The organism is Tamaricihabitans halophyticus, from assembly GCF_004340875.1.
In the GTDB taxonomy this organism is placed as follows: Bacteria; Actinomycetota; Actinomycetes; order Mycobacteriales; family Pseudonocardiaceae; genus Tamaricihabitans; species Tamaricihabitans halophyticus.
Map to the genome: position 1 here is coordinate 923,760 of NZ_SLXQ01000001.1, position 21,554 is coordinate 945,313.

22 protein-coding genes are annotated in these 21,554 nt (G+C 67.0%); 16 read left to right on the forward strand and 6 right to left on the reverse strand.

Annotated elements, in window-relative coordinates; genetic code table 11:
• Window positions 1-9 precede the first annotated feature (9 nt).
• The 9 genes from EV191_RS04405 (at window position 10) to EV191_RS04445 (ending at window position 8,505) form a co-directional block, all read left to right on the forward strand.
• Entirely contained in the window at window positions 10-393 is a 384-nt protein-coding gene (locus EV191_RS04405; protein WP_132875475.1) for an allophanate hydrolase-related protein, read from the forward strand.
• The gene (locus EV191_RS04410) at window positions 390-1,187 is read left to right on the forward strand and encodes a hydroxypyruvate isomerase family protein (RefSeq protein ID WP_132875476.1); all 798 of its coding nucleotides are present in this window, start codon (window positions 390-392) and stop codon (window positions 1,185-1,187) included. The genes EV191_RS04405 and EV191_RS04410 overlap by 4 nt, the downstream gene beginning before the upstream one ends.
• Window positions 1,184-2,080 carry a 2-hydroxy-3-oxopropionate reductase gene (locus EV191_RS04415; protein WP_132875477.1) on the forward strand — a complete coding sequence of 299 codons (897 nt, stop codon included), beginning with the start codon at window positions 1,184-1,186 and terminating at the stop codon, window positions 2,078-2,080. The genes EV191_RS04410 and EV191_RS04415 overlap by 4 nt, the downstream gene beginning before the upstream one ends.
• Window positions 2,077-3,771 (forward strand): glyoxylate carboligase, encoded by a 1,695-nt coding sequence (gcl, locus tag EV191_RS04420; protein WP_207894384.1) that lies wholly within the window; start codon window positions 2,077-2,079, stop codon window positions 3,769-3,771. Before EV191_RS04415 ends, gcl begins: the two co-directional genes overlap by 4 nt.
• The gene (locus EV191_RS04425) at window positions 3,768-4,883 is read left to right on the forward strand and encodes a glycerate kinase (protein WP_207894385.1); all 1,116 of its coding nucleotides are present in this window, start codon (window positions 3,768-3,770) and stop codon (window positions 4,881-4,883) included. The genes gcl and EV191_RS04425 overlap by 4 nt, the downstream gene beginning before the upstream one ends.
• A 90-nt stretch (window positions 4,884-4,973) precedes the next feature.
• Window positions 4,974-5,690: a (Fe-S)-binding protein gene (locus EV191_RS04430; protein WP_132875478.1), complete on the forward strand. Its 717-nt coding sequence runs from the start codon at window positions 4,974-4,976 to the stop codon at window positions 5,688-5,690.
• Complete coding sequence (locus EV191_RS04435) at window positions 5,669-7,099, forward strand: LutB/LldF family L-lactate oxidation iron-sulfur protein (protein ID WP_132875479.1); 1,431 nt, start codon at window positions 5,669-5,671, stop codon at window positions 7,097-7,099. Before EV191_RS04430 ends, EV191_RS04435 begins: the two co-directional genes overlap by 22 nt.
• Window positions 7,092-7,691: a LutC/YkgG family protein gene (locus EV191_RS04440; RefSeq protein ID WP_132875480.1), complete on the forward strand. Its 600-nt coding sequence runs from the start codon at window positions 7,092-7,094 to the stop codon at window positions 7,689-7,691. The genes EV191_RS04435 and EV191_RS04440 overlap by 8 nt, the downstream gene beginning before the upstream one ends.
• A 19-nt stretch (window positions 7,692-7,710) precedes the next feature.
• A complete protein-coding gene (locus EV191_RS04445; protein WP_132875481.1) occupies window positions 7,711-8,505 on the forward strand; it encodes a PIG-L family deacetylase in 795 nt (264 codons plus the stop codon).
• Between the two features lie 36 nt (window positions 8,506-8,541).
• Here the strand turns inward: EV191_RS04445 and EV191_RS04450 are convergent, their stop codons facing one another.
• Entirely contained in the window at window positions 8,542-10,182 is a 1,641-nt protein-coding gene (locus EV191_RS04450) for a class I adenylate-forming enzyme family protein (protein WP_132875482.1), read from the reverse strand.
• Between the two features lie 201 nt (window positions 10,183-10,383).
• Here EV191_RS04450 and EV191_RS04455 point away from each other — a divergent pair, with 201 nt between their 5' ends.
• The 4 genes from EV191_RS04455 (at window position 10,384) to EV191_RS04470 (ending at window position 13,367) form a co-directional block, all read left to right on the forward strand.
• Window positions 10,384-10,884, forward strand: coding sequence for a bifunctional nuclease family protein (locus tag EV191_RS04455; protein ID WP_132875483.1), 501 nt, complete (start codon window positions 10,384-10,386; stop codon window positions 10,882-10,884).
• 204 nt (window positions 10,885-11,088) lie between these two features.
• Entirely contained in the window at window positions 11,089-11,565 is a 477-nt protein-coding gene (locus EV191_RS04460) for a helix-turn-helix domain-containing protein (RefSeq protein WP_132875484.1), read from the forward strand.
• A gap of 67 nt (window positions 11,566-11,632) precedes the next feature.
• A complete protein-coding gene (locus EV191_RS04465; protein ID WP_132875485.1) occupies window positions 11,633-12,181 on the forward strand; it encodes a hypothetical protein in 549 nt (182 codons plus the stop codon).
• A complete protein-coding gene (locus tag EV191_RS04470) occupies window positions 12,174-13,367 on the forward strand; it encodes an MAB_1171c family putative transporter (protein ID WP_132875486.1) in 1,194 nt (397 codons plus the stop codon). The genes EV191_RS04465 and EV191_RS04470 overlap by 8 nt, the downstream gene beginning before the upstream one ends.
• Window positions 13,368-13,560: 193 nt before the next feature.
• On the opposite strand, the gene EV191_RS04475 is transcribed toward EV191_RS04470, so the two are convergent.
• The 3 genes from EV191_RS04475 to EV191_RS04485 are packed head-to-tail and all read right to left on the reverse strand — an operon-like array spanning window position 13,561 to window position 16,486.
• Window positions 13,561-13,962: an acyl-CoA thioesterase gene (locus EV191_RS04475; RefSeq protein ID WP_132875487.1), complete on the reverse strand. Its 402-nt coding sequence runs from the start codon at window positions 13,960-13,962 to the stop codon at window positions 13,561-13,563.
• A 26-nt stretch (window positions 13,963-13,988) separates the two neighbouring features.
• The gene (locus tag EV191_RS04480) at window positions 13,989-15,590 is read right to left on the reverse strand and encodes an ABC transporter permease (RefSeq protein WP_132875488.1); all 1,602 of its coding nucleotides are present in this window, start codon (window positions 15,588-15,590) and stop codon (window positions 13,989-13,991) included.
• The gene (locus EV191_RS04485) at window positions 15,587-16,486 is read right to left on the reverse strand and encodes an ABC transporter ATP-binding protein (RefSeq protein ID WP_132875489.1); all 900 of its coding nucleotides are present in this window, start codon (window positions 16,484-16,486) and stop codon (window positions 15,587-15,589) included. The genes EV191_RS04480 and EV191_RS04485 overlap by 4 nt, the downstream gene beginning before the upstream one ends.
• Window positions 16,487-16,576: 90 nt before the next feature.
• On the opposite strand from EV191_RS04485, the gene EV191_RS04490 reads away from it, so the two are divergent.
• The 3 genes from EV191_RS04490 to EV191_RS04500 all read left to right on the forward strand — a co-directional run bounded on the left by EV191_RS04490 (window position 16,577) and on the right by EV191_RS04500 (window position 19,181).
• Window positions 16,577-17,050: a GbsR/MarR family transcriptional regulator gene (locus EV191_RS04490; RefSeq protein ID WP_132875490.1), complete on the forward strand. Its 474-nt coding sequence runs from the start codon at window positions 16,577-16,579 to the stop codon at window positions 17,048-17,050.
• Window positions 17,051-17,136: 86 nt separating this feature from the next.
• Complete coding sequence (locus tag EV191_RS04495; RefSeq protein ID WP_132875491.1) at window positions 17,137-18,798, forward strand: DUF885 domain-containing protein; 1,662 nt, start codon at window positions 17,137-17,139, stop codon at window positions 18,796-18,798.
• A 143-nt stretch (window positions 18,799-18,941) separates the two neighbouring features.
• Window positions 18,942-19,181, forward strand: coding sequence for an antitoxin (locus EV191_RS04500; protein WP_132875492.1), 240 nt, complete (start codon window positions 18,942-18,944; stop codon window positions 19,179-19,181).
• On the opposite strand, the gene EV191_RS04505 is transcribed toward EV191_RS04500, so the two are convergent.
• Window positions 19,178-20,161 (reverse strand): prephenate dehydrogenase, encoded by a 984-nt coding sequence (locus EV191_RS04505; RefSeq protein ID WP_132875493.1) that lies wholly within the window; start codon window positions 20,159-20,161, stop codon window positions 19,178-19,180. The genes EV191_RS04500 and EV191_RS04505 overlap by 4 nt on opposite strands.
• 56 nt (window positions 20,162-20,217) lie before the next feature.
• Complete coding sequence (locus EV191_RS04510) at window positions 20,218-21,465, reverse strand: M20 metallopeptidase family protein (RefSeq protein ID WP_132875494.1); 1,248 nt, start codon at window positions 21,463-21,465, stop codon at window positions 20,218-20,220.
• Window positions 21,466-21,554: the final 89 nt, after the last annotated feature.

Consider the following 21,554-nt stretch of genomic DNA (forward strand, 5'->3'; position numbering starts at 1 on the left):
GAGTCCTCGATGGTGCACATGTTTCTGAACGGTGGCGGGATGCGTGGCGGGCCACTGCACCACCAACTGTGTGGCGCCCCGCTGGTACGCGAAGCACGGACCGCGCCAAGGTACCGGTTCTACTCGGTGAACGACCAGTTCCCCGCGCTGGACCCGGTTCCGGCTGGTGGGGTCGCGGTACACGGCGAGGTTTATGACGTGCCGCTGGAGACCTTGCGGGATTCACTACTGCCGGCCGAACCGGCCGAGTTGGAGTTCGGGGTGATCGAGTTGGACGATGGCAGCGCCTCGCTCGCGGTGCTGCTGCGGCGCGAGTATCACCATACGGCGAGGCTGACCGAGATATCCGAGATCGCCGCATGGCGGACCTATCAGGAGGGACAACGAGAATGACCGCAGCGAGCATCCGCTTCGACCTGAACTGCTCGATCCAGCTCACCGACCTACCGCTGGCCAACCGCCCGGCGGCGGCGAAGGCCGCTGGTTTCGACGCGGTGGAGTTCTGGTGGCCGTTCTCCTCGGCCACCCCCGGTGACGCCGAAGTGGACGCTTTCGTGCGCTCGATCAACGACGCCGGGGTAGCGCTGGTGGGGTTGAACTTCGTGGATGGCCTGCCGGAGCATCGCGGGTTCGCCTCGGTTCCCGATGCCCGGCAGCGGTTCCGGGACAACGTGGATATCGCGGTCGGCATCGCCGAGGCGACTGGTTGCCGCGCTTTGAACGCGCTGTACGGAAACCGGATACCCGGTGTCGATCCGCGTACACAGGACGAGCTGGCACGGGAGAACCTGGTACACGCCGCGGCGGCGGCTGATCGGATCGGCGCGGTTGTGCTACTCGAGGCGCTGAACTCCTACGAGTCGCCGGACTATCCGATCGTCTCCGCCAAGGCGGCACTGGACCTGATCGCGGAACTGCCCGCGGGAAACATCCGGTTTCTCGCGGATCTCTACCACCTGGCCCGGATGGACGAGGACCTGCCCGCGCTGATCGCGGCGCATGCCAGCGAGTTCGGCCACGTGCAGATCGCCGACACGCCAGGAAGGGGCGCGCCAGGGACAGGAGAGCTGGACTTCGCCGCGCTGCTGAGCGGGCTGGTCGAACACGGCTACACCGGCTGCATCGGCGCGGAATACAAGGGATCGGCCAGCTTTGCCTGGCTACCGGAACTGAAGGGAAGTCAATGAGCAGTAGTGCGCAGACGATCGCGTTCATCGGGCTCGGCATCATGGGCGCGCCGATGGCCGGGCATCTGGTAGCCGCGGGGCACCAGGTGCGCGGGCACGATATCGCGCCGGCCGGACTGGCCCAGCTGTCCGCCGCTGGCGGCGAAACCGCCGGCAGCGTGGCCGAGGCGGTAGCCGAGGCCGATGTGGTGATCACGATGCTGCCGAACCACCCGCAGGTGGAGGCCGTGGTGCTCGGCGAGGACGGCGTGCTCAGCCACGCGAAACCGAACACCCTGCTCATCGATATGAGCACCATCCGTCCGGAGAGCTCGCAAACCATCGCCAGGCAGGGCGCGGAACGCGGCATCCGGGTACTCGACGCACCGGTTTCTGGCGGGCAAGCTGGCGCCGTCGAAGCTTCACTGTCCATTATGGTTGGTGGTAGCGACGATGACTTCGCCTCGGCGGAGGCCATCCTGGAATCACTCGGCACAACCATCGTGCACGTCGGGCCGGCCGGTGCCGGCCAGGTGGTGAAGGCGGCCAATCAGCTGCTTGTCGCCGGCATCATCGCGCTCAACGCGGAGGCGCTGCTGTTGCTGGAATCCTCCGGATTGGACGGCCGGAAGGGAATGGAGGTACTGGCCGGCGGGCTGGCCGGCAGCACCGTGCTGAACCGGAAGATCGACAACTTCGCGAACCGGGAGTTCAGCCCAGGATTCCGGATCGATCTGCACGACAAGGACATGGGCATCGTCGAGTCCGCCGCGCGGACGGCCGGTGTCGGGCTGCCGCTCGCCGGCCAGGTCGCACAGTTGGTCGCCGCGGCGAAGGCGCACGGCCTTGGCGGCCACGACCACTCGGCGCTGCTCGCGCTCATCGAGGACCTGAACGGAAAGGCGGCCGCATGACCGAGATGTGGGCATGCGAAGCGGTTGTCGGCATACTCGAATCGGAAGGCGTCGACACGGTGTTCGGCTGCCCCGGCGCGGCCATCCTGCCGTTGTACGCGGCGCTGCGCGGGAGCGGGATCGAACACCTCATCGTGCGCCATGAAGAGGGCGCCACCCATATGGCCGACGGTTGGGCACGTACCAACGGCAACGTCGGCGTCGCCTTCGGCACCTCGGGTCCTGCTGGCACGAACATGATCACCGGCCTGTACACCGCGCAGGCGGACTCCATCCCGATCATCTGCGTTACCGGCCAGGCGCCCACCACGAAGCTGCACCAGGAAGCTTTCCAGGCGGTGGATATCGTGGAGATCGCCAAACCGGTGACCAAATGGGCGGTGCAGGCGAAGGAGGCCGCGCAGCTGCCCTGGCTGTTCCGCGAAGCGTTCCGGATCGCCCGCTCGGGCCGGCCAGGGCCGGTACTCATCGATCTACCGCTGGACGTGCAGCGGCAGCGCATCGAATGGGACCCGGAGATCGACGCGCCGCTCGCGGTCAACCCGGTACGGCCGCATCAGCCACGGGTCGAGCGCGCACTGGACATGCTGCTCGCGGCACAGCGCCCGCTGCTCCTCGCCGGTGGTGGGGTGATCGGCGCGGAGGCAACCGAGGTGCTGCGCGAGGTGGCCGAGCTGCTGAACCTGCCGGTGCAGGCGACGCTGATGGGCAAGGGCGCGTTCCCGGAAGATCATCCACTTTATGCCGGGATGACCGGCGTGCAGACCACCCAGCGCTATGGCAATGCCTCCTTTTTGGAGTCTGATCTGGTGCTCGCCGTCGGGGCCAGGTTCGGTGATCGGCACACCGGCGCCCTCGATGTCTACAAGGGACAGCGGCAGTTCATTCAGGTGGATGTGGAACCGACCCAGCTGGGCAAGGTGTTCGGCCCAGACCTCGGAGTGGTTTCGGACGCTCGGTTGTTCCTGGAATCGCTACGGGATGCGGCACGCCGCCGGACCGAGATGCCGGAACGCGCCGGCTGGGTCGATCGGGTCACCGAGCTCAAGCAAACCCTGGTGCGCAGGGAAGACTACGACCAGGTACCGATCAAACCGGCGAGGGTGTTCGCCGAGATCAACGCGGCGTTCGAGCCGGACACGTATTTCGTGACGGCGATCGGGCTGTACCAGATCTGGTCCGGCATGTTTCAGAAGGCCTACCTGCCACGGCGTTATCAGGTGTGCGGGCAGGCCGGACCACTTGGCTGGGAGATACCTGCGGCGATCGGGGTGAAGAAGGCGAAACCCGAAGCCGAGGTGGTCGGCGTGGTCGGCGACTACTCGTTCCAGTTCCTGGTCGAGGAACTTGCCGTGGCCGCGCAGTACGACGTGCCGTTCGTACTGATAATGCTGAACAACACCTATCTAGGGCTGATCAGGCAGGCCGAGCTCGAGTTCGAGATGAACTACGAAGTGGACATTCACTACGACGAGCACGGCACGGACAACGTCCGGCTGATGGAAGCCTACGGATGTTCCGGGCGCCGGGTGCGCGAACCCGGCGAGATCGCCGATGCCCTTGCCTGGGCGCGGAAACAGGCGGAGGCGACGAGCCGGCCGGTGCTGGTGGAGATCATGGTGGAGCGGGAGGCGAACTCGGCGCGCGGCCCGGCGATCAACGCGGTGATCGAGCCGGAGCCGGTGCCGTGACCTCGGTGCTGGTCGCGCCGGACAAGTTCCGCGGGTCGCTGTCCGCGGCCGAGGTGGCCGAGCACGTGCTCACCGGGCTGCGCCGAACCCGGCCAGCGCTGGTTGGTGCCGCGTTGCCGGTGGCCGACGGCGGGGAGGGCACGGTCGACGCCGCCGTGGCCGCCGGCTTCCGGCGACAGGAGCGCACCGTGTCCGGCCCGGATGGGCGACCGGTGCGCGCGGCCTTCGCGGTGCGTGCGGACACCGCGATCGTCGAGCTGGCGCAGGCCTCCGGGTTGGCGTTGCTCGGCGGGAACCGAGCGCCGCTGACCGCGTGCAGCGGCGGGACTGGCGAGTTGATCCGTGCGGCGGATGCGTTTGGCGTCCGCCGGATCGTGCTTGGCCTTGGCGGTTCGGCGAGCACGGACGGTGGCGCGGGGATCGCGCGCGCGTTCGGCGCGCGGTTGCTGGACGCCCACGGGCAGGACCTGCCCGTGGGCGGCGGGGCCTTGGCCCGGCTGGCTCGGGTGGACCTCAGCGGGTTCACCCGGCCAGCCGCCGAGGTAGTGATCGCCTCCGATGTGAACAATCCGCTGCTCGGGCCGGCCGGCGCGGCGCCGGTGTTCGGCCCGCAGAAGGGCGCCAGTGCCGCACAGCTCGACACGCTGGCCGCGGGGTTGACCCGCTGGGCGGAGGCGCTGGCCGCGGAGCTGGGTCCGGTCCCCACCGAGCAGCGGGGCGCGGGGGCCGCGGGTGGCGCCGGGTTCGCCGCGCTCGCGCTGTTCGGTGCCCGGTTCGAGCCGGGTATCCAGGTACTGCTCGACCTGCTCGGGTTCCCCGAGCTGGTGGCCGGGGTGGATCTGGTGATCACCGGGGAAGGCTCGTTGGATGAGCAAACCCTGCGTGGCAAGGTGCCGGCCGGAGTCGCCGCGGCCGCGGCCGCTTACCAGGTACCGACCGTCGCGGTCGCCGGACGGTGCACCCTCAGCGCGACGCAGCTGCGCGGTATTGGCCTGCGCGCCGCGTATGCGCTCACCGATCTGGTTGCCGACGAGCGGCGCTGCCTCCGCGAGGCCGCCCCGCTGTTGACCCAGCTCGCCGCCACCATCCCGCTACCACCGCAAGATTACTGAAGAACGCGGTCACGGAGCGTGCTTTCGGTGGATCGGCGCGGGGCGATCTAGCATGGTGGGGACCTGAACTGCAACGACCGGGGGCGAGCCATGCGTGTCGCGTTATTCACCACGTGCCTCGCGGACACCCTGTATCCAAACACCCTGCGCGCCACCGTGCGCCTGCTGGAACGCCTCGGCTGCGAGGTGGCGTTTCCCGAGGAGCAGACCTGCTGCGGGCAGATGCACTACAACACCGGCTACCGGGAGCACGCGCGCTCCCTCGCGCGGCGGCACAACGAGGTGTTCCATGGCTACCAAGCCGTGATCGCGCCATCCGGGTCCTGTGTGGGTATGGTTAGCGAGCTGTATCCGGGACTGGCCGGCACACCGGCGCCCACCTACGAGCTGACCGAGTTCCTTGTCGATGTACTCGAGGTCACCGACGTTGGCGCCTACTTCCCGCACCGGGTGACCTACCACCCGACCTGCCATTCGCTTCGCATGCTTGGCGTCGGCACCCGACCGCACCAGCTACTTGCCGCGGTTCGCGGGCTTGACCTCATCCCGCTGCCGGAATCCGAGTCCTGCTGCGGTTTCGGCGGCACGTTCGCGCTGAAGAACGCGGATACCTCGACCGCGATGCTCGCGGACAAGATGCGCCAGGTACTCGGCACCGGCGCCGAAGTCGTGTCCGCCGGCGACAACTCCTGCCTGATGCACATCGGCGGCGGGCTGTCCAGGCTGCACAGCGGCGTACGGCCGGTGCATCTGGCGGAGATCCTGGCAAGCACGGAGGAGGACCCATGGCTGCCCGAAACCCGGTGACCTGGCTCGGTTCCCCAACCTTCCCAGCGGCGGCCAGAACCGCGCTGGATGACAGCCAGCTACGCAGGAACCTGAAGCACGCGACCGGAACCATCCGGACCAAACGCGCCGCTGCCGTATCCGAATTAGACGATTGGGAACAGCTACGGCTCGCCGGCGAGGCGATCAAGAACGAAGTACTGACCAGATTGGACACTTACCTAGTCCAGTTCGAGGAGGCGGTGACCGCACGCGGCGGGGTGGTGCACTGGGCAAGGGATGCCGCTGAGGCAAACCAGATCGTGCTGCGGCTGGCCAGGCAGGCTGGCGCCGGAGACGTAGTCAAGGTCAAGTCGATGGCCACGGCGGAAATCGAGTTGAACGAGGCGCTACAGGCCGGTGGCGTCACCGCGATCGAGACCGATCTTGCTGAGCTGATCGTGCAGCTCGGCAACGACCGGCCATCGCATATCCTGGTGCCGGCGATTCACCGCAATCGCGCGGAGATCAGGGAGATCTTCCGGCGCACCATGCCTGACGTGGACGCCGGGCTCTCCGACAATCCAGCCGAGCTGGCCGGGGCCGCGCGGGAGTTTCTCCGGCGCAAGTTCCTCACCACCAACGTCGCCGTCTCCGGAGCGAATTTCGGCGTGGCGGAAACGGGTTCGGTCGTGGTGGTCGAATCCGAGGGCAACGGTCGGATGTGCCTCACCGTGCCGGAGACGCTGATCACCGTCATGGGACTGGAGAAACTGGTGCCCAGCTGGCGGGACCTGGAAGTCTTCCTCCAGTTGCTGCCGCGATCCTCGACCGCGGAGCGGATGAACCCGTACACCTCGGTGTTCACCGGCGTGACCGAAGGCGACGGGCCACGCCAGTTTCACCTGGTACTGCTGGACAATGGCCGGACAAGCACGCTCGCCGACGAGGTTGGCCGGCAGGCATTGCGGTGCATCCGTTGCTCGGCGTGCCTGAACGTCTGCCCGGTTTACGAGCGGACCGGCGGTAAGGCCTACGGGTCCGTCTATCCCGGACCAATCGGCGCGATCCTCGCGCCGCAGCTTGCCGGCGATATGCACGATCCGCATGCCGCTTCGCTGCCTTACGCCTCCTCGCTGTGCGGCGCCTGCTTCGAGGCCTGTCCGGTGCGGATCGATATTCCCGAAGTTCTGGTGCACCTGCGGGAGCGGTCGGTCGAAGCCAAGGGACGCTCGCCAGAATCCGCCGCGATGGCAGCGGCAGCATGGATGTTCGGCTCCCGCGCGCGTTACGAGGCCGCGCAGCGGGCCGGTTCGCTCGCGCGGTTCGTCGCGCCGCGTGGCAAGCTCAGCCACCTGCCATGGCCTGGTTCAAAGTGGACAAATGCGCGCGATGTGCCTGTCCCGCCGAAGGAGTCGTTCCGCGGTTGGTGGAGGCGTAATCGTGGCTGACGCGCGCAGCGAGATTCTCGGCAGGATCGCGGCCGCCCAACCGGATCGCGACGGGGTAGCCATCCCGAGGGAATACCGGCGAAGTCGCGACTACCGCGATGTGGTCGAGTTGTTCACCGAGCGGGTAGCGGAGTACCAGGCCTGTGTGCACCGGGCAACGCCGCCCGAGACGATCGGCGCGCTGCTCCGTGCGCGCGGCCTGCGGCGAATCGCCGTGCCAGCCGACGTACCGCCGGACTGGCTGGTGGACGGGATCGATTGGCAGCCGGTCGAGGGCCGGCCAGACATCGAGCAGCTGGCCGGCTGCGACGGTGCGCTCACCGGATGTGCCCTGGCGATCGCGGAAACCGGCACGATCGTCCTGGACGCGGGCGCGGCACAGGGCGCGCGGGCGGTCACGCTGATCCCGGACTACCACCTCTGCGTGGTCCGACCGGAACAGATTGTTGGCACCGTGCCGGAAGCGATCGCCGCACTACCGCCCACTCGCCCGCTGACCTTCATCTCCGGACCATCGGCAACGAGTGATATCGAACTGGATCGGGTGGCAGGCGTGCATGGACCACGTACGCTCGATGTGCTGATTGGCTAAAGCTGAAGGACGGACGGGTATGGCGACCATCGTGCTGTTTCACGCGCATCCAGATGACGAGTGCATCGGCACCGGTGGGGTGATGCGCAAAGCAGCCGACGAGGGACACCGGGTGGTGCTGGTGGTTGCCACGCGCGGCGAACGCGGCGAGGTACCGGATGGTTTCCTCGCCGAGGGCGAAGCGCTCGCCGAGCGCCGGGTGCGGGAGACACATGCGGCGGCGGACATTCTCGGCGCGCACCGCGTGGCCTTCCTCGACTACGTGGACTCCGGCATGATGGGCGAGCCCACCAACGACACGCCGGGCTCGTTCTGGACCACGCCGGTCGACGAAGCGGCGGAAAAGCTAGCCGGTCTGCTCCGCGAGGAGCGCGCCGACGTGTTGACCTGCTATGACGATAACGGTGGCTATGGGCATCCGGACCATATCCAGGTGCACCGGGTCGCGCTGCGCGCGGCCGAGCTCGCCGGGGTCTCGCGGGTCTACCAGGGCACGATGAATCGTGACCAGGTGCGCGAAGGCATGGCCGCGCAGGCCGAGCAGATGCGCGCGGCTGGTCAGGAACCACCCGACTTCGAGGACAACAACGGCGCCGAATTCGGGAAACCCGCCGCGGAGATCACCGCGGCGGTGGACGTACGCCCGTACCTGGCGGCCAAGCGAGCCGCGATGCGCGCGCACGCGAGCCAGATCAGCGAGGAATCGTTCTTCCTCGCCATGCCGGATGAGGCGTTCGCGGCGGCCTTCGGCACCGAGTGGTTCATCCGCGCGGGCCAGGGCCCAGGAATCACCGAAACCACCCTGCTCCCCTAGAACCGCAAGATCCCTAAAGATTGCTGTTACTGGGCGCTAGCGGAGTTCGCGGCGGAGGATCTTCCCGGTCACCGTCTTGGGCAGCTCGGCAAGCAGCTCGACCGAGCGCGGATACTTGTAGGCGGCGAGGCGTTCCTTGGCGAAGGCGATCAGTTCGGCGGATTCGGCCGCAGTGCCCGGTTTCAGGCTCACGAAGGCCTTCACGGTTTCCCCACGGTACTCATCCGGCACACCGACGACGGCCACCTCGCGCACGGCAGGATGCTCGTAGAGAACATCCTCGACTTCCCTCGGCCACACCTTGTAACCTGCCGCGTTGATCTGGTCCTTCTTTCGATCCACCAGGTAGAACCAACCATCGGCGTCCATATAGCCAACATCGCCGGTGTGCAGCGCCCCGCCGGGTAATGCCTTCGCGGTCTCCTCCGGCTTGTTCCAGTAGCCGGGCACCACCACCGGACCGGAGACGACGAGCTCGCCGATCTCACCGGGAGGCAGCTCAGCCCCCGCGTCGTCCACGATGCGCACCACCGTGCTGTACACCGGAACACCGATGGACATCGCGCCGGTAGCCGGATCGACCGGCGCCCTGGTGTTCAGCGGCACCATATGCGCTGGCGAATTGGTCTCGGTCAGACCGTAGGCACAGTGAATATAGTGCCCGAACTTGTCGATGAACTGTTCCACTGTAGATGGTGGAATGGGCGCGCCGCCGGAGTACACCTTGGTAAGCGAGGCAAGGTGCTCGCGTTCCGCGCCCGGCGTGTTCAGCAGCGCGATGAACACGGTTATCGAGCCGATGGTGAAGGTGGCGCGGTGCTCGCGCACCGCTTCGAGCACGACGTTGGGCTCGAAGCGGCACGCGATGATCAGGGGGCACGGGATGAGCAGCGCCACCGCGACATGCCCAACCAGGCCGGTGATGTGGAACAGCGGAGCCACCCCGAAAATGGCGTCCCGCTCGTCGAGTTTGAGCCAGTCGCGGTAGGTCTGCGCGTTGAACACCATGTTTCCGTGCGTGTTCATCGCGCCCTTCGGCGGCCCGGTGGTACCCGAGGTGTAGGTGAGCACGGCGATATCGCTCGCCTCCAGCTCCACCGGTGCTGGCCGGTCGCGGCGGTGGGCCTCGATCAGCGTCGCCATATCCTCGGTGCCCTGCTGGCGGACCCTGCTGACACCGGCGAAGATCCGCTCGTCGTTGCGGGTCTGGTACTCCAGCTCCGAGGTGGTGATCGTCAGCCGGACGCTGGTCTTCGGCAACACCGCCCGCGCGATGTCGTAAAGGCTCTCCAGACACACCAGGGCGACGGCGCCGGAGTCGGTGAGCAGCTCGGTCAGCTCACGTTCCTTGTTCATCGGATTGATGGACACCGCGACCGCGCCGATCTTCCAGGAACCAAGCAGCGCGATCACGAACTGCGGCACATTCTGCAGGTAGAGCCCTACCCGGTCGCCCTTGCGCACGCCGCGCTCGCTCAGCGCGACCGCGAACGCATCCGCCATTTCGTCCAGTTTGGACACCGTGCAGGCGTAGTCGAAATACCTGATCGCCACGGCGTCGGGCGACCGGGTGGCCGCTGCCTGCCACGCGGCAAGCATCGTCGGATAGTCCGGCGCGGCATCGGCGGGCTGATCATCGGCATATCGCGCCAGCCAGGGTCGTTGCCCGTAGCTCATCGCTGCCTCGACGGTGCCGCCATGCCCGGGCTCCTTCCCGCTTCGCGGGGCCTGCTGCGCGAGCGCCGCACAGGGCCCGTCGCAAGCCAGTATTGGCCCCGTCGAGTGATAGTGTCAACGGTCACAAACCGATCGCGGCAACACGCCAGAATCAGTGGGGCATGCTCGACTCCGTGCGTACGCTCGGGGAAGGTGGCGCTGATGCGAGAAATGTTTGTGGCTGGCCTCCAGGTGGACGAGGAAGCAAGTGAGCACCTGCTCGTACTACAGGAGCGGGAAGGCAAGCGCGGGCTCGCGCTGTGGATTGGCGCGCCCGAAGCGGTAGCCATCGCCGTGGAGCAGCAGGGCACCCGGCCGGAACGACCCCTGACGCACAGCCTGCTCGGCGATACCGTGCAAGCCTTCGGCCGGAGCCTCGAACGGGTGATCATCACCGATCTACGCGAGGGCACCTTCTACGCCGAGCTGGTCTTCGACGGCGATGTCCGGGTTTCCGCCCGACCGAGTGATTCGGTGGCGCTCGCCCTGAACCTCGGGGTGGCGATTCACGCCGAGGAGGCGGTGCTCGACGAGGCCGGCGTGCTCGTGGTGACGGAATCCGACCGGGATACCGACGCGGAAGGGGCGGACGCCGAGGAAGAGGTACGCCAGTTCCGCGAGTTCCTTGATTCAGCCACGCCCGAGGACTTCGGGTCGAACTGAAGCACGGCCAGCAGAGGAGACGGCCCGTGCCCACCCCCATCGGGCACGGACCGCCAGTCCAGGAAGGCTGCGGGGAACGTCAGCTTGAGTTAACATCTTGCACGAGAAGGTTAGGACAGTAGCAATTGATGTCAACTGAAGCTGTCATTTCCTTTGTTGTTCACCCGGACGGCCCAGAGGTGAACTTGCTGGGGAGGACGTGCCATGGCTGAGCAAGCGACCCATCAGCTCGGCGCCAAACTCAACGCGCTTTTCGACATGATCCGTCGCCCGGACGGCAAGCCACACTCGAACGAAGAGGTGGCGGAGTGGTGCAGGGAGCACACCGGGGAACCGTTCAGCAGGGCCTACGTATCCCAGCTGCGCAAGGGTGAACGCAGCAATCCGACCAAGCGCAACCTCGAAGCATTGGCCTCGTTCTTCGACGTCAGCCCCGGCTACTTCTTCGACGACGCGAAGAGCGAGCAGATCAAGGCCGAGCTCGAGCTGCTCGGCGCGATGCGGGACAACGCGGTACGCCAGGTCGCGCTGCGCGCGATGCGCCTTTCCCCCGAGGGCCTGAGCACGGTCACCGATCTCATCGAGGCGATCGGCAAGCGAGAGGCCCAACGCAAGCAAGCCCATCGTGAACAGACCCATCGTGAACAGGCCCAGCGCGACCTCCCGCACGCTGGCGACTGATCATTTGTCGGCATTCCGTGCGACTATCAGATGACAAGCACGGTTGATCGACGAGGGACTGGTTGGCATGCGGGGTGCACGGCAGCTGCGGCGCGACTGCGCCCTCGCCGTGGCCAGCCTGGATTTTCCGGACCCTTTCGAGCTACCGACCTTCGTAGCTGACTTTGCCGCCAAGCGCGGCGAGGACATCCAGCTCGTCCCGGTGCACGCCGAGCCGGGCGCGCCATACGGCGCGACCATCCAGACCGACGACACCAGCTACATCTGTTACCCGGCCAACACCACGCCGCTGCATGCCGAGCACATCGTGTTGCACGAGATCGGCCATCTGGTGTTCGAACACGTCGGCCAGCCTCGACCGGTCACCGCCGACTGGGCTGCCTGGTTACCGAACGTCTCTCCGGAGCTGGCCAAACGGGTGTTGCGCCGCTCCGAGTACACCGCGGAGCGGGAGCTGGCCGCGGAAGTATTCGCCACTATCGCGCTGCACCGGGTCCGCAGGGTCCGCCGCATCGGCACGCCCGCGCGGACAGCGCCGCGTCCCGAGGTGGCGTTTCCGGTGGCCGGGCTAACCGCGGTATTCGACTCCCCGCCCCGGCCACCAGCCGATGGCTAGCGCGGTCATCTTCCCGGTCGCCGCGCTCGCGCTGCTCGTGGTCGGCTACAAGTTTGTCCGGTCAGGGGCAACCGCGGCACCTGTCGGGGTGCGTCATCTCTGTTTCGCGATCGCGCTGTTCAGTATCTCGCTGGCGCTGCTGACTCCGGCTAGCCTCCGGCTGGCCAGCGAGATCGAGCCGTTCCCACATTTCACCCAGCTACTCGCGAACGGCCTTGGGCTGATCGGTGCGCATCGGGTGCACGCCATGCTGGCCTACTCACTCGAACCGCCGGACCGGGCGCGCCGCCGGTTGCGCGCGCCGAGCTGCGCGCTGCTGCTGGTGCTCGCGGTGTTGATCGTCTGTGCGTTCGGTTCGCGCACCCCGGCTGGCGAACCGTTTGGTCCAGCCAAGATCGGGGACCCGTATGTCCTCGCATACCTACTTGTCCTGCACAGTTACCTGACCTGGACCATCGCCCTGCTGGTCAGCCGGATGCGGCGCTACCTCCCTGAGGTGACCGCGGCCGAGGTGCGCGCCGGACTGCGCGTCGCGGTCATCGGCGGGTGGTTCGGCCTGTGCTGGGTGCTCTGGCGCGGTGTTTCCCTGCTTACCGTGCATTTACTCGGGATGCCGGTATCGCTGACCAGGCTGGTGGATACGGTGCTGGCGGCGTGTGCGGTCGCGCTGCTTGCTATCGGGGGTTCACTCACCTCGCTTGGCGCTTGGTGGCAGCGACCGGCAAGCTGGTTGCGGCGCCGCCGCGCGCTACGCGCGATTACCCCGCTGTGGCTGGATATCCGCGCCACCGTGCCGGAAGTCGTGTTGCCAAGCGGCGGGGTGGTTGGCACGGAGTTGACGCTGTACCGGCGGATCATCGAGATCAGGGACGCGCAGCTGGCGCTGCGCTGGCATGTCCATCCCTCGGTCGCGGATTGGGTGCGCGAGAAGGAGATCGAGGATCCGCGCCAGCTCGCGGTGCTGACCGAAGCGGCCGCGTTGGCCACGGCACTGCTCGCGAAGGACGTGGGAAAGCGGTACGCGCAGGACGCGCCGATTGCTGAGCCGCCGGTAGCCGACGCCGATATCGACGCGGAGACAACTTGGCTCAGCGCCGTGGCCAGGGCATACGCCCAGGACCCGAGCATTGACGCGGTGCGCGAGCGGATGCGCGACACCTTGTCAATAGGTGAAGTTGTGGCTTAACAGCCTTGTCTTTTCGGCCGGACCGGTCAGGATGGCGGGTGTACCGGGGAGGTGCGTTAGCTTCCTGGATCGGCCGTGAACTATGTGGGGTTGCGGTCGGCCTAGGTTGCGGGGCCCGGTCAGCGTGGTCGTCCCGGCCACGCTGGCGCGGGAACCCCCACTATCCCGGAAATCGACTAACCGGGAAGCCTTCCTAACTCAACGCGGCCCGCACGTGTTCCGGAACCGGGGTCGGTTCGTGGGTGCCAGGACTGACGCTGACATAGACCAGATCCGCGCGGGCTATCTCTTGCGCACCGACGCGCATGATCACCCTGGGGTCAAACGAGGTGCGGCCCCAGCGGCCGACAAACGGCGTCGCCTCGACGATGTCGAAGGCCTTCGCCGGCGCGGTCCAGTCCAGCGTGACGCGTTTGACCATATAGTCGAACTCGGTCAGGAAATTCCCGCCGAGCGCGTGGCGGAACCAGTTGGCCAGGGCATGGTCCACATAGCCGAGGTAGTTGGCGTTGAATACCACGCCCTGCATATCGCAGTCGCCGTAGCGCACCTCGATCCGCTGGACGAACCCGTCCTTGTTCGCAACGTCAGCCATCCTCGCAGCCTAAGCGGTAGCCAGAGCTAGGCGAGGTCGCGGCGGCGAAATGCGGTCAACCCGACTCCGAGTGCCAGCGCCACGAGCGCGGTGAGCCAGACCAGTGGCGTCGCGGTGATCTCCGCGCCGGGCAGCTTGGGCACATGCGTGAACGGGGACGCATCCACGATCAGCTGCGGCAACCGCAGTACCGGCCCGAACAGGCTCAGCAGGATGGCTACCGCGACCAGCCCCCACGCCGCCGTCGCAAAGTGCGGCAGCGCCCCGAAAAGCACTACCGCCAAGCCCACGAGCAGCCAGCTTGCCGGCAGCTGCACCAAGCTGCCGGCAAGCACATCGGTCAGCCCGCCGCCGATATCCGCGCTCCGGAAGCCGTGCGCCAACCCCATCGCGAACCCGGCGGCCAGCAGTACCACCGCCGTGCCGAAGAACGCGAACACCAGATGACCCGCGGCCCACCGCAGGCGGGAAAGTTTGGTGGCAAGCAACGGTTCCAGCCGCAGCGTGGCTTCCTCGGCGCGCATTCGCAGCGCCGCCTGCACCCCGTACATCGCCGCGAGCAACCCGAAAACGCCGGCGACAGTAGCCAGGAAGGCATCCACCATCGCTTGCTGGCCACCAAGTTGGCGCATGATCTGCCGAACCTGCGGGCTATCCCCGAGCAGCTGGCCAATCCCGTCCGCCAGAGCGCCCATGATCGCGCCGCCCAGCATCATCGCGACCAGCCAGCCGATCAGCGATCCGCGTTGTAGCCGCCAGGCCAGCCCGAGCGAACCAGTCAACGCGCCGCCTGCCCGCGCCGGGCCGGCGCGCTCCGGGAGCAGCCCTGCCGCCAGATCCCTGCGCGGCAGCAGGAGATAGCCGATCAGCCCGAACAGTACGGCGCAGCCAACCGGCAGCGCGAACACCCACCAGCGCTCGCCCGCGAACGGGCGCAGTTGCTGTGTCCAGCCAATCGGCGACAGCCAGGACAACCAGGGCACGTCCGCGGTCGCATCGCCGACACCGCGCAGCACGAACGCGACCGCGACCACGGTGGCGGCAAGTGAGTTGGCGCTGCGCGCGTACGTCGCCAGCTGCACCGAGATCGCCGCCAACCCAGCGAACACCAGGCCGGCGCTGGCCATCCCGAATCCCAACGCGAGCGACCCTGCTACCGGTTCACCGATCCCGATCAGCCCGAGCGCCTGCAACACGCCGATCAGCAGGCTAGCGCCGCCTGCCACGATCAGCGCGGCGGTCAACATCGCGTACCGGCCGAGCACGGTGGAACCGAGCAGCTCGGCGCGTCCGGAGTCCTCCTCCGCCCTGGTGTGCCTGGTGACGGTGAAAATCGCGAACAGCGCGATGAGCACGGCACCGAACCCGCCGATCCGCCAGGCTACGAACCCACCGGGGCTGGACAGGTCGAAGGCGGGACCGTAGAGCAGCGCGATGGACGGATTAGCGCCAAGCGTGTCGGTCAACGCCGCGCGTTCGGCGACACTCGGGTACAGCTCGGTATAGGTACTGCCCATCATCGGTGGCAGCACGGAAAGCACCACGATCCAGCAGGGCAGGCTGACCCGATCCCTGCGCAGCGCCAGCCGCACGAGCTGGCCGGTACCAAGCAATCCAGCGCGGCTCATCCCCGGTCACCGTCCCCGGCCGCATAGTGCCGCAGGAACAGCTCCTCCAGTGTCGGCGGCTGGCTGACCAGGCTGCGCACGCCGACTTTGGTAAGCGCGGCAAGGGATTCGTCGAGCGCGGCCGTGTCCACATCGAAGCTCACCTGGCTGCCGTCGACACGTAGATTGTGCACACTGGGTAGCTCGGCAAGGCCGTTCGGGGATCCAGCCAACTCGGCGATGATGCTCGTCCTGGTCAGGTGGCGCAGTTCGGCAAGGGTGCCGGTCTCCACCGTCTTGCCAAGTCGGATGATGCTCACCCGCTGGCAGAGCGCTTCCACCTCGGCCAGGATGTGACTGGACAGCAGGACGGTCCTGCCCTGCTGGCGCTCCGCGCGAATCACCTCGCGGAAACTCTCCTCCATCAGTGGATCGAGGCCGGCGGTTGGTTCGTCGAGCACCAGAAGTTCCACATTGGACGAAAGCGCTGCGACGATCGCCACCTTCTGCCGGTTGCCCTTGGAGTAGGCGCGCCCCTTCTTCGTCGGGTCGAGGTCGAACCGGTCGAGTAGGTCCTTGCGGCGGCGTTCATCCAGCCCACCGCGCAGCCGCCCGAGCAGATCGATCGCCTCACCTCCGGAGAGGTTGGGCCACATGGTGACATCGCCAGGCACATAGGCGAGCCGGCGATGTAGTTGCGCCGACTCGCGCCAGGGGTCACCGCCAAGCAGCTCGACAGAGCCGCCGTCGGCACGCAGCAGACCGAGCAGGATCCGGATCGTGGTCGATTTGCCCGAACCGTTCGGCCCGAGGAAGCCATGCACCTCGCCGGTAGCCACGGAGAGGTCCAGCCCGTTCAGCGCTCTGGTCGCGCCAAAGGATTTCGTTAATCCGCGCACCTGAATCGCCTCGGTCATGACATTGAATGTAACGTCCTTTACAATGTTGTGAAATAAAGAAAATATATGGATTGACCGGGCAAACGGGATACGGAGAAGGTTAACCAGATGGCCAGCGACCAGCACGAGCGGCGGCGATTTGTGGAGAATGCGGCATTGTTGCTCAGCGACGCCGGCTTTCCCCGAATGCCGGCGCGGGTGTTCAGTGCGGTGCTTGCCTCCGAACCGGGCAGCCTGACCGCCGCGGAGATCGCGGAATTCCTGCAAGTCAGTCCGGCCGCCGTATCCGGCGCGGTGCGCTACCTGACCCAGATCCAGATGCTCAACCGGGAACGCACCCCAGGTGAACGGCGCGACCACTACAGCGTGCTGGATAACCAGTGGCATCAGATGTTCCTGGATCGAGACCAGATACTCGACGCATGGGCCACCCGGCTGGCCGAGGGAATCGACGTGGTCGGCCCGGACACCGCGGCCGGTACGCGGTTGCGGGAGACCGCGGAGTTCCTCGAGTACCTTGGCAAGGAACTCACCACGATCTACGAACGCTGGGCGGCCAGCCGAGGCTCCGCGACCGACTGACCGGCCGCGCTGCGCGCTATGTCGGATTTCCGGTAAACAGGTGCTGTGCGCCCGGTGGGGCGCGTGGATCTGTCGACGGAGGATGGATGACCGACCAGCCGGACACCGTAGCGACGCTCGGTGCGCAACTACAGGATGCCCAGTTCACCACGGAGCCGATCGGCGCGACCCTGCTCGGCGTGCCTGGCTACGACGACCAGCTTGGCGATCCCAGCGCCGCCGCCGAAGCCGAGATCCGCGCCCGGCTGGTGGATATCCGGGATCGAGCACGGGCGCTGCCAGCGCAGCCGGCGGATGCGGTTTCCCATGCGGTGTTGCTCCAGCAGGCCGAGGCAGCCATCGAACAGCTGGATGCCCGCCTGACCGAATACACCATCGCGGCACAGTTCTGGGCGCCCGCTACCCGGGTGGCCTACCTGGCGCCGATGGCCCCGCTTTCCACCGCACAGCGCGCCAGGGACTATCTGGCCAGGCTTGCCGGCATCCCGGACTACCTGACGGCACTGGCCGAACGGCACCGGGAGGGGCTGGCCGCCGGACGGACACCCATCGCACATCTGGTTCGCGGCACGATCGACTACTTCGGCAGGTACCTTGCCGCGCCGCAGGACGACCCATTCACCAAGCCGCGGCCACAGGAAGGCGACCCCGCCGCGTTCGCGAACCAGCGGGACCAACTGCTCAGCGAACTCGTCCGGCCGGCCTTCGCGAACTATTGCCGGGTACTCGCCGAGGAGATCGAACCGCACGCGCGGGACAAGGACAGGACCGGGCTGTGCTGGTTGCCGGACGGCGAGGCCAGCTACGCGGCGATGATCCGGGTGCACACCACGACCGAACGCACCGCCGACGAGCTGCATCAAACCGGCCTGGACATCATCGCGGGGCTGACCGAGGAATACGCCGAGGTTGGCGAGCGGGTATTCGGCACGAGAGACCAAGCGGAGATCTTCCGCCGGCTCCGCGAGGACCCCGCGCTGCGCTGGTCCAACGCGGCGGAAATACTCGCGGGGGCGCGTAAGGCGATCGAGAAGGCGGAGGCGGAAGCGCCCCGCTGGTTCGGCCGGCTTCCCGTGCAGCGCTGCCAGGTCGAGGCCATCCCGGACAGCGAGGCACCTGGCGCGCCCGCGGCGTACTACGTGGAGCCGGCCCTGGATGGCACCCGGCCGGGCACCTACTTCGCGAACACGCACCTGGCGACCGAGCGGGACCGCTTTACGAGCGAGGTCATCGCCTTCCATGAGGCGGTACCCGGCCACCATTTTCAGCTTTCCCTAGCCGGTGAGCTCACTGAGCTGCCGCTGTTCCGCAAGACGGCTTCGGTGAATGCCTACACCGAGGGTTGGGGGCTCTACAGCGAACGGCTCGCCGACGAGATGGGCCTGTACAGCAGCGATCTCGACCGGCTCGGCATGCTCGCCGAAGATTCGCTGCGCGCCGCCCGGCTGGTCGCCGATACCGGGCTGCACGCGAAGGGATGGACTCGCCAGCAGACGGTGGATTTCATGGTGGCGAACACGCCGACCGCGCAGGTGGATATCGAGTCCGAGGTCGATCGGTACATGTCCTATCCGGGGCAGGCCCTGGCGTACATGGTTGGTCGGCTGGAGATCCAGCGGGCCAGGGCGCGGGCCGAGGAACGACTCGGGGCGCGCTTCGATATCCGCGCGTTCCACGATCTGGTGCTCGGCAACGGTCCGCTGCCGCTGACGGTGTTGCACGATCAGGTGGCCGCCTGGACGCCCTGACCGCGTTCCTTGGGATACTTGCGGTTACGGAGCGCAGCCGTGGGCCGCGAGCTGGCCCCGAATGATGCCGGGCGGGCAACTGTGTCAGGACACTAGAATGTGGGTATCCGGCGAGATACCAGCCAATCATTGAGGAGTGCCAGATGGGTATCGATTTCAACGAATTGAAAAACAAGGCACAGAAGGCGGCCGAGGCCGCCCGAACCAAGGCCGGCGAACACACCGACAAATTAGATAAGGCCGCGGATTACGCAAAAACGAAATTCCATGGGCAATCGGACAAAATTGATGGCGCGGTAGGCAAGGCAAAGGAATTCCTCCGCAACGACAAGGATGGCGGAGCCGACGGCGGTACAGATGGCGGCCAGCCGAAGAACTCCTAGGGCGCCGGATCCGCCGCGGGGACCTGGCCGAATGCCGTGGTGCCGTCCACCGCGGTGATTCGGCCACCCTGGCTACCAAGTGCGGCCAGCGCGGCATGCGCGCCCGGCGCGCCCAGATCGATCCGCAGCTGCGCGGACCTCGCCTGCCGTGCCGCGTCAAATGCCCGCCGGCCGCGATGTCCCTCGCCGATCGTCGCGCCAAGCGATCCGGTGGAAGCGAGCGCGCCGCGTGCGGCACCCAGCTTGCCGAGCGCATCGTCCACAACAGACAGTAAAGCCGTCCCGTTTCCCTCGCACATCGCGCGAACCAGCTCCGGGTCGCTGCCTGCCACCCTGGTGCCGTCCGCGAAGGAACCGGCGGCGAGCGATAGCGCAAGCGGGCCACCGGCCGCGCCAACGGAGGCAAGAACAGCGGCAAGCAGATGCGGCAGATGCGAGATCCTGGCCACCGCGGCGTCGTGCTCCGCGCCGGCGACCGGCACAACCTCGGCGCCACAGGCCAGCGCCAGGGCAGCAACTTCGCGCCATACCGCCAGATCGCTGGTTTCGTCCACTGTGGCCACCCAGGCTGCACCATGGAACAACTCGGCCGAACTCGCCGACCAGCCGGATTCAGCCGTGCCGGACATCGGATGCCCGCCGACGTAGTTGGCCGCTGGCACGATCCGCCGAACGGAGTTCGCAACGGGCTCCTTCACGCTGACCACGTCGGTGAGCAAGCAGCGCGGCGCGTGCTCCGCGACCTGACGCAACACATCGTCCACGGCGAACAGCGGCACCGCCAGTACGACCAGCGCGTCCTCTTCCCGAGCGCGGCGTAACGCCTCGCCCAGATCCGCGGTGGCGGTGTAGCCAGCCGAGCTGGCCGCCTCGGCGTCCGCGACGTCCGCCGCGCCCCAGGCCGGCAAGCCAGCCGCCCGCGCGGCGCGCAGCACCGAACCGCCAATCAGCCCAAGTCCAAGGACACATATGGCACGCACGCCGATATCCTCGCAGAACCGGCCAACCGCAGGGAAACCGCGGGCCGATCGGGACGTCAGCGCAGTGTGTCCAGCGCGTAGGCCGCGTACATGCTGACACCAGTGGCGAGGGCGGATTCATCGAAGCAGACCCGGTTGGAATGATTCGGCGCCGCGTCATCCGGCTGAACACCCGGCGGGCAGGCACCGATGAAGGCAAACGTACCCGGTACTTCCTGGAGCACGTAGGAGAAATCCTCACCGCCGAGTATCGGATCAGCCATCTGCTCCACATGCCGCTCGCCGAGCAGTCCGGTAGCGAGTCGACTCGCCCGATCCGTCGCACCGGGATCGTTCACGGTGACCGGGTAGCCGGTCGTCAGATTCACCTGCGCGGTGCAACCGTGCGCGATCGCGACATGTTCACAGATCCGAGTCAGCTCGGCACGTAGCTGGGCCCTGGTTTCCTCGTTCAGCGTGCGGATCGTGCCCTGCAGCTCGGCGGTCTCCGGAATGATGTTCGTGGTGGTGCCAGCCGCGATCTTCGTGACGGATAGGACCGCTGGATCGAAGGCATCTACCCGCCTGGTAAGCGCGGTCTGTAGGGCGCCGACCATGTCGGCTGCCGCCGGCACCGGATCCACCGTGCGATGCGGCGCGGAGCCGTGACCACCTTTCCCCTGCACCGTGACCCGGAAATCGTCGGTCGAGGCCAGGATCGGTCCGGAACGAAAACACAGCGTGCCTGATTCCGCGCCCGAGGTGATGTGGAGCGCGAACGCGTCGGTTACTCGCGCGCCCGCGGCGTCGAGCACACCCTCATCGAGCATGTACCGCGCGCCGTGGTGCCCTTCCTCGCCCGGCTGGAACATGAAGACCACGCTGCCGGCAAGCGCGTCCCTGCGCGCGCTGAGCACGCGCGCCGCCGAGGCGAGCATCGCCACATGCGTATCGTGTCCACAAGCGTGCATCACGCCGTCCACTTGCGACGCGAATTGGACTCCGGTCTCCTCGGTGAGCGGTAGCGCGTCCATATCGGCGCGCAGCAGTACCGTCGGCCCTGGCTTGCTGCCGCGCAGCACGCCAACCACCGAGGTGGTCGAGTCGCCAGTGGTCACCTCGATCGGCAGATCCGCAAGCACGGCAAGTATCGCGGCCTGCGTTTCCGGCAGCTGTAAGCCCAGCTCAGGGTTCTTGTGCAGGCGACGGCGCAGTGCGACGGTTTTCGGCTGGAGTGCCTTCGCCTCGCCGAGTAGTCCGGTGAAGCGGGCCTCGGTGGCTGGCTCGGTGACAACTGGCTGCGATGCGGTGTCTGCGGCGTTCATAGAATTGATACTGCACCCTGTCCGGCCCAGCGAAAAGCGCTCAACCAGGTCTTCGGCGTGGCGAATCAGTGTGTTGCGGGTGAGACACA

Excerpts from the sequence above, each read along its gene's own strand:
- EV191_RS04480 (WP_132875488.1), bottom strand. The coding sequence starts at position 15,590 with ATGAGCCGCGCTGGATTGCTTGGTACCGGCCAGCTCGTGCGGCTGGCG.
- EV191_RS04485 (WP_132875489.1), bottom strand. The coding sequence starts at position 16,486 with ATGACCGAGGCGATTCAGGTGCGCGGATTAACGAAATCCTTTGGCGCG.
- EV191_RS04435 (WP_132875479.1), top strand. The coding sequence starts at position 5,669 with ATGGCTGCCCGAAACCCGGTGACCTGGCTCGGTTCCCCAACCTTCCCA.
- EV191_RS04430 (WP_132875478.1), top strand. The coding sequence starts at position 4,974 with ATGCGTGTCGCGTTATTCACCACGTGCCTCGCGGACACCCTGTATCCA.
- EV191_RS04450 (WP_132875482.1), bottom strand. The coding sequence starts at position 10,182 with ATGAGCTACGGGCAACGACCCTGGCTGGCGCGATATGCCGATGATCAG.
- EV191_RS04490 (WP_132875490.1), top strand. The coding sequence starts at position 16,577 with ATGGCCAGCGACCAGCACGAGCGGCGGCGATTTGTGGAGAATGCGGCA.
- EV191_RS04475 (WP_132875487.1), bottom strand. The coding sequence starts at position 13,962 with ATGGCTGACGTTGCGAACAAGGACGGGTTCGTCCAGCGGATCGAGGTG.
- EV191_RS04405 (WP_132875475.1), top strand. The coding sequence starts at position 10 with ATGGTGCACATGTTTCTGAACGGTGGCGGGATGCGTGGCGGGCCACTG.
- EV191_RS04410 (WP_132875476.1), top strand. The coding sequence starts at position 390 with ATGACCGCAGCGAGCATCCGCTTCGACCTGAACTGCTCGATCCAGCTC.
- EV191_RS04465 (WP_132875485.1), top strand. The coding sequence starts at position 11,633 with ATGCGGGGTGCACGGCAGCTGCGGCGCGACTGCGCCCTCGCCGTGGCC.
- EV191_RS04455 (WP_132875483.1), top strand. The coding sequence starts at position 10,384 with ATGCGAGAAATGTTTGTGGCTGGCCTCCAGGTGGACGAGGAAGCAAGT.
- EV191_RS04470 (WP_132875486.1), top strand. The coding sequence starts at position 12,174 with ATGGCTAGCGCGGTCATCTTCCCGGTCGCCGCGCTCGCGCTGCTCGTG.
- gcl (WP_207894384.1), top strand. The coding sequence starts at position 2,077 with ATGACCGAGATGTGGGCATGCGAAGCGGTTGTCGGCATACTCGAATCG.
- EV191_RS04415 (WP_132875477.1), top strand. The coding sequence starts at position 1,184 with ATGAGCAGTAGTGCGCAGACGATCGCGTTCATCGGGCTCGGCATCATG.
- EV191_RS04495 (WP_132875491.1), top strand. The coding sequence starts at position 17,137 with ATGACCGACCAGCCGGACACCGTAGCGACGCTCGGTGCGCAACTACAG.
- EV191_RS04510 (WP_132875494.1), bottom strand. The coding sequence starts at position 21,465 with ATGAACGCCGCAGACACCGCATCGCAGCCAGTTGTCACCGAGCCAGCC.
- EV191_RS04460 (WP_132875484.1), top strand. The coding sequence starts at position 11,089 with ATGGCTGAGCAAGCGACCCATCAGCTCGGCGCCAAACTCAACGCGCTT.
- EV191_RS04445 (WP_132875481.1), top strand. The coding sequence starts at position 7,711 with ATGGCGACCATCGTGCTGTTTCACGCGCATCCAGATGACGAGTGCATC.
- EV191_RS04500 (WP_132875492.1), top strand. The coding sequence starts at position 18,942 with ATGGGTATCGATTTCAACGAATTGAAAAACAAGGCACAGAAGGCGGCC.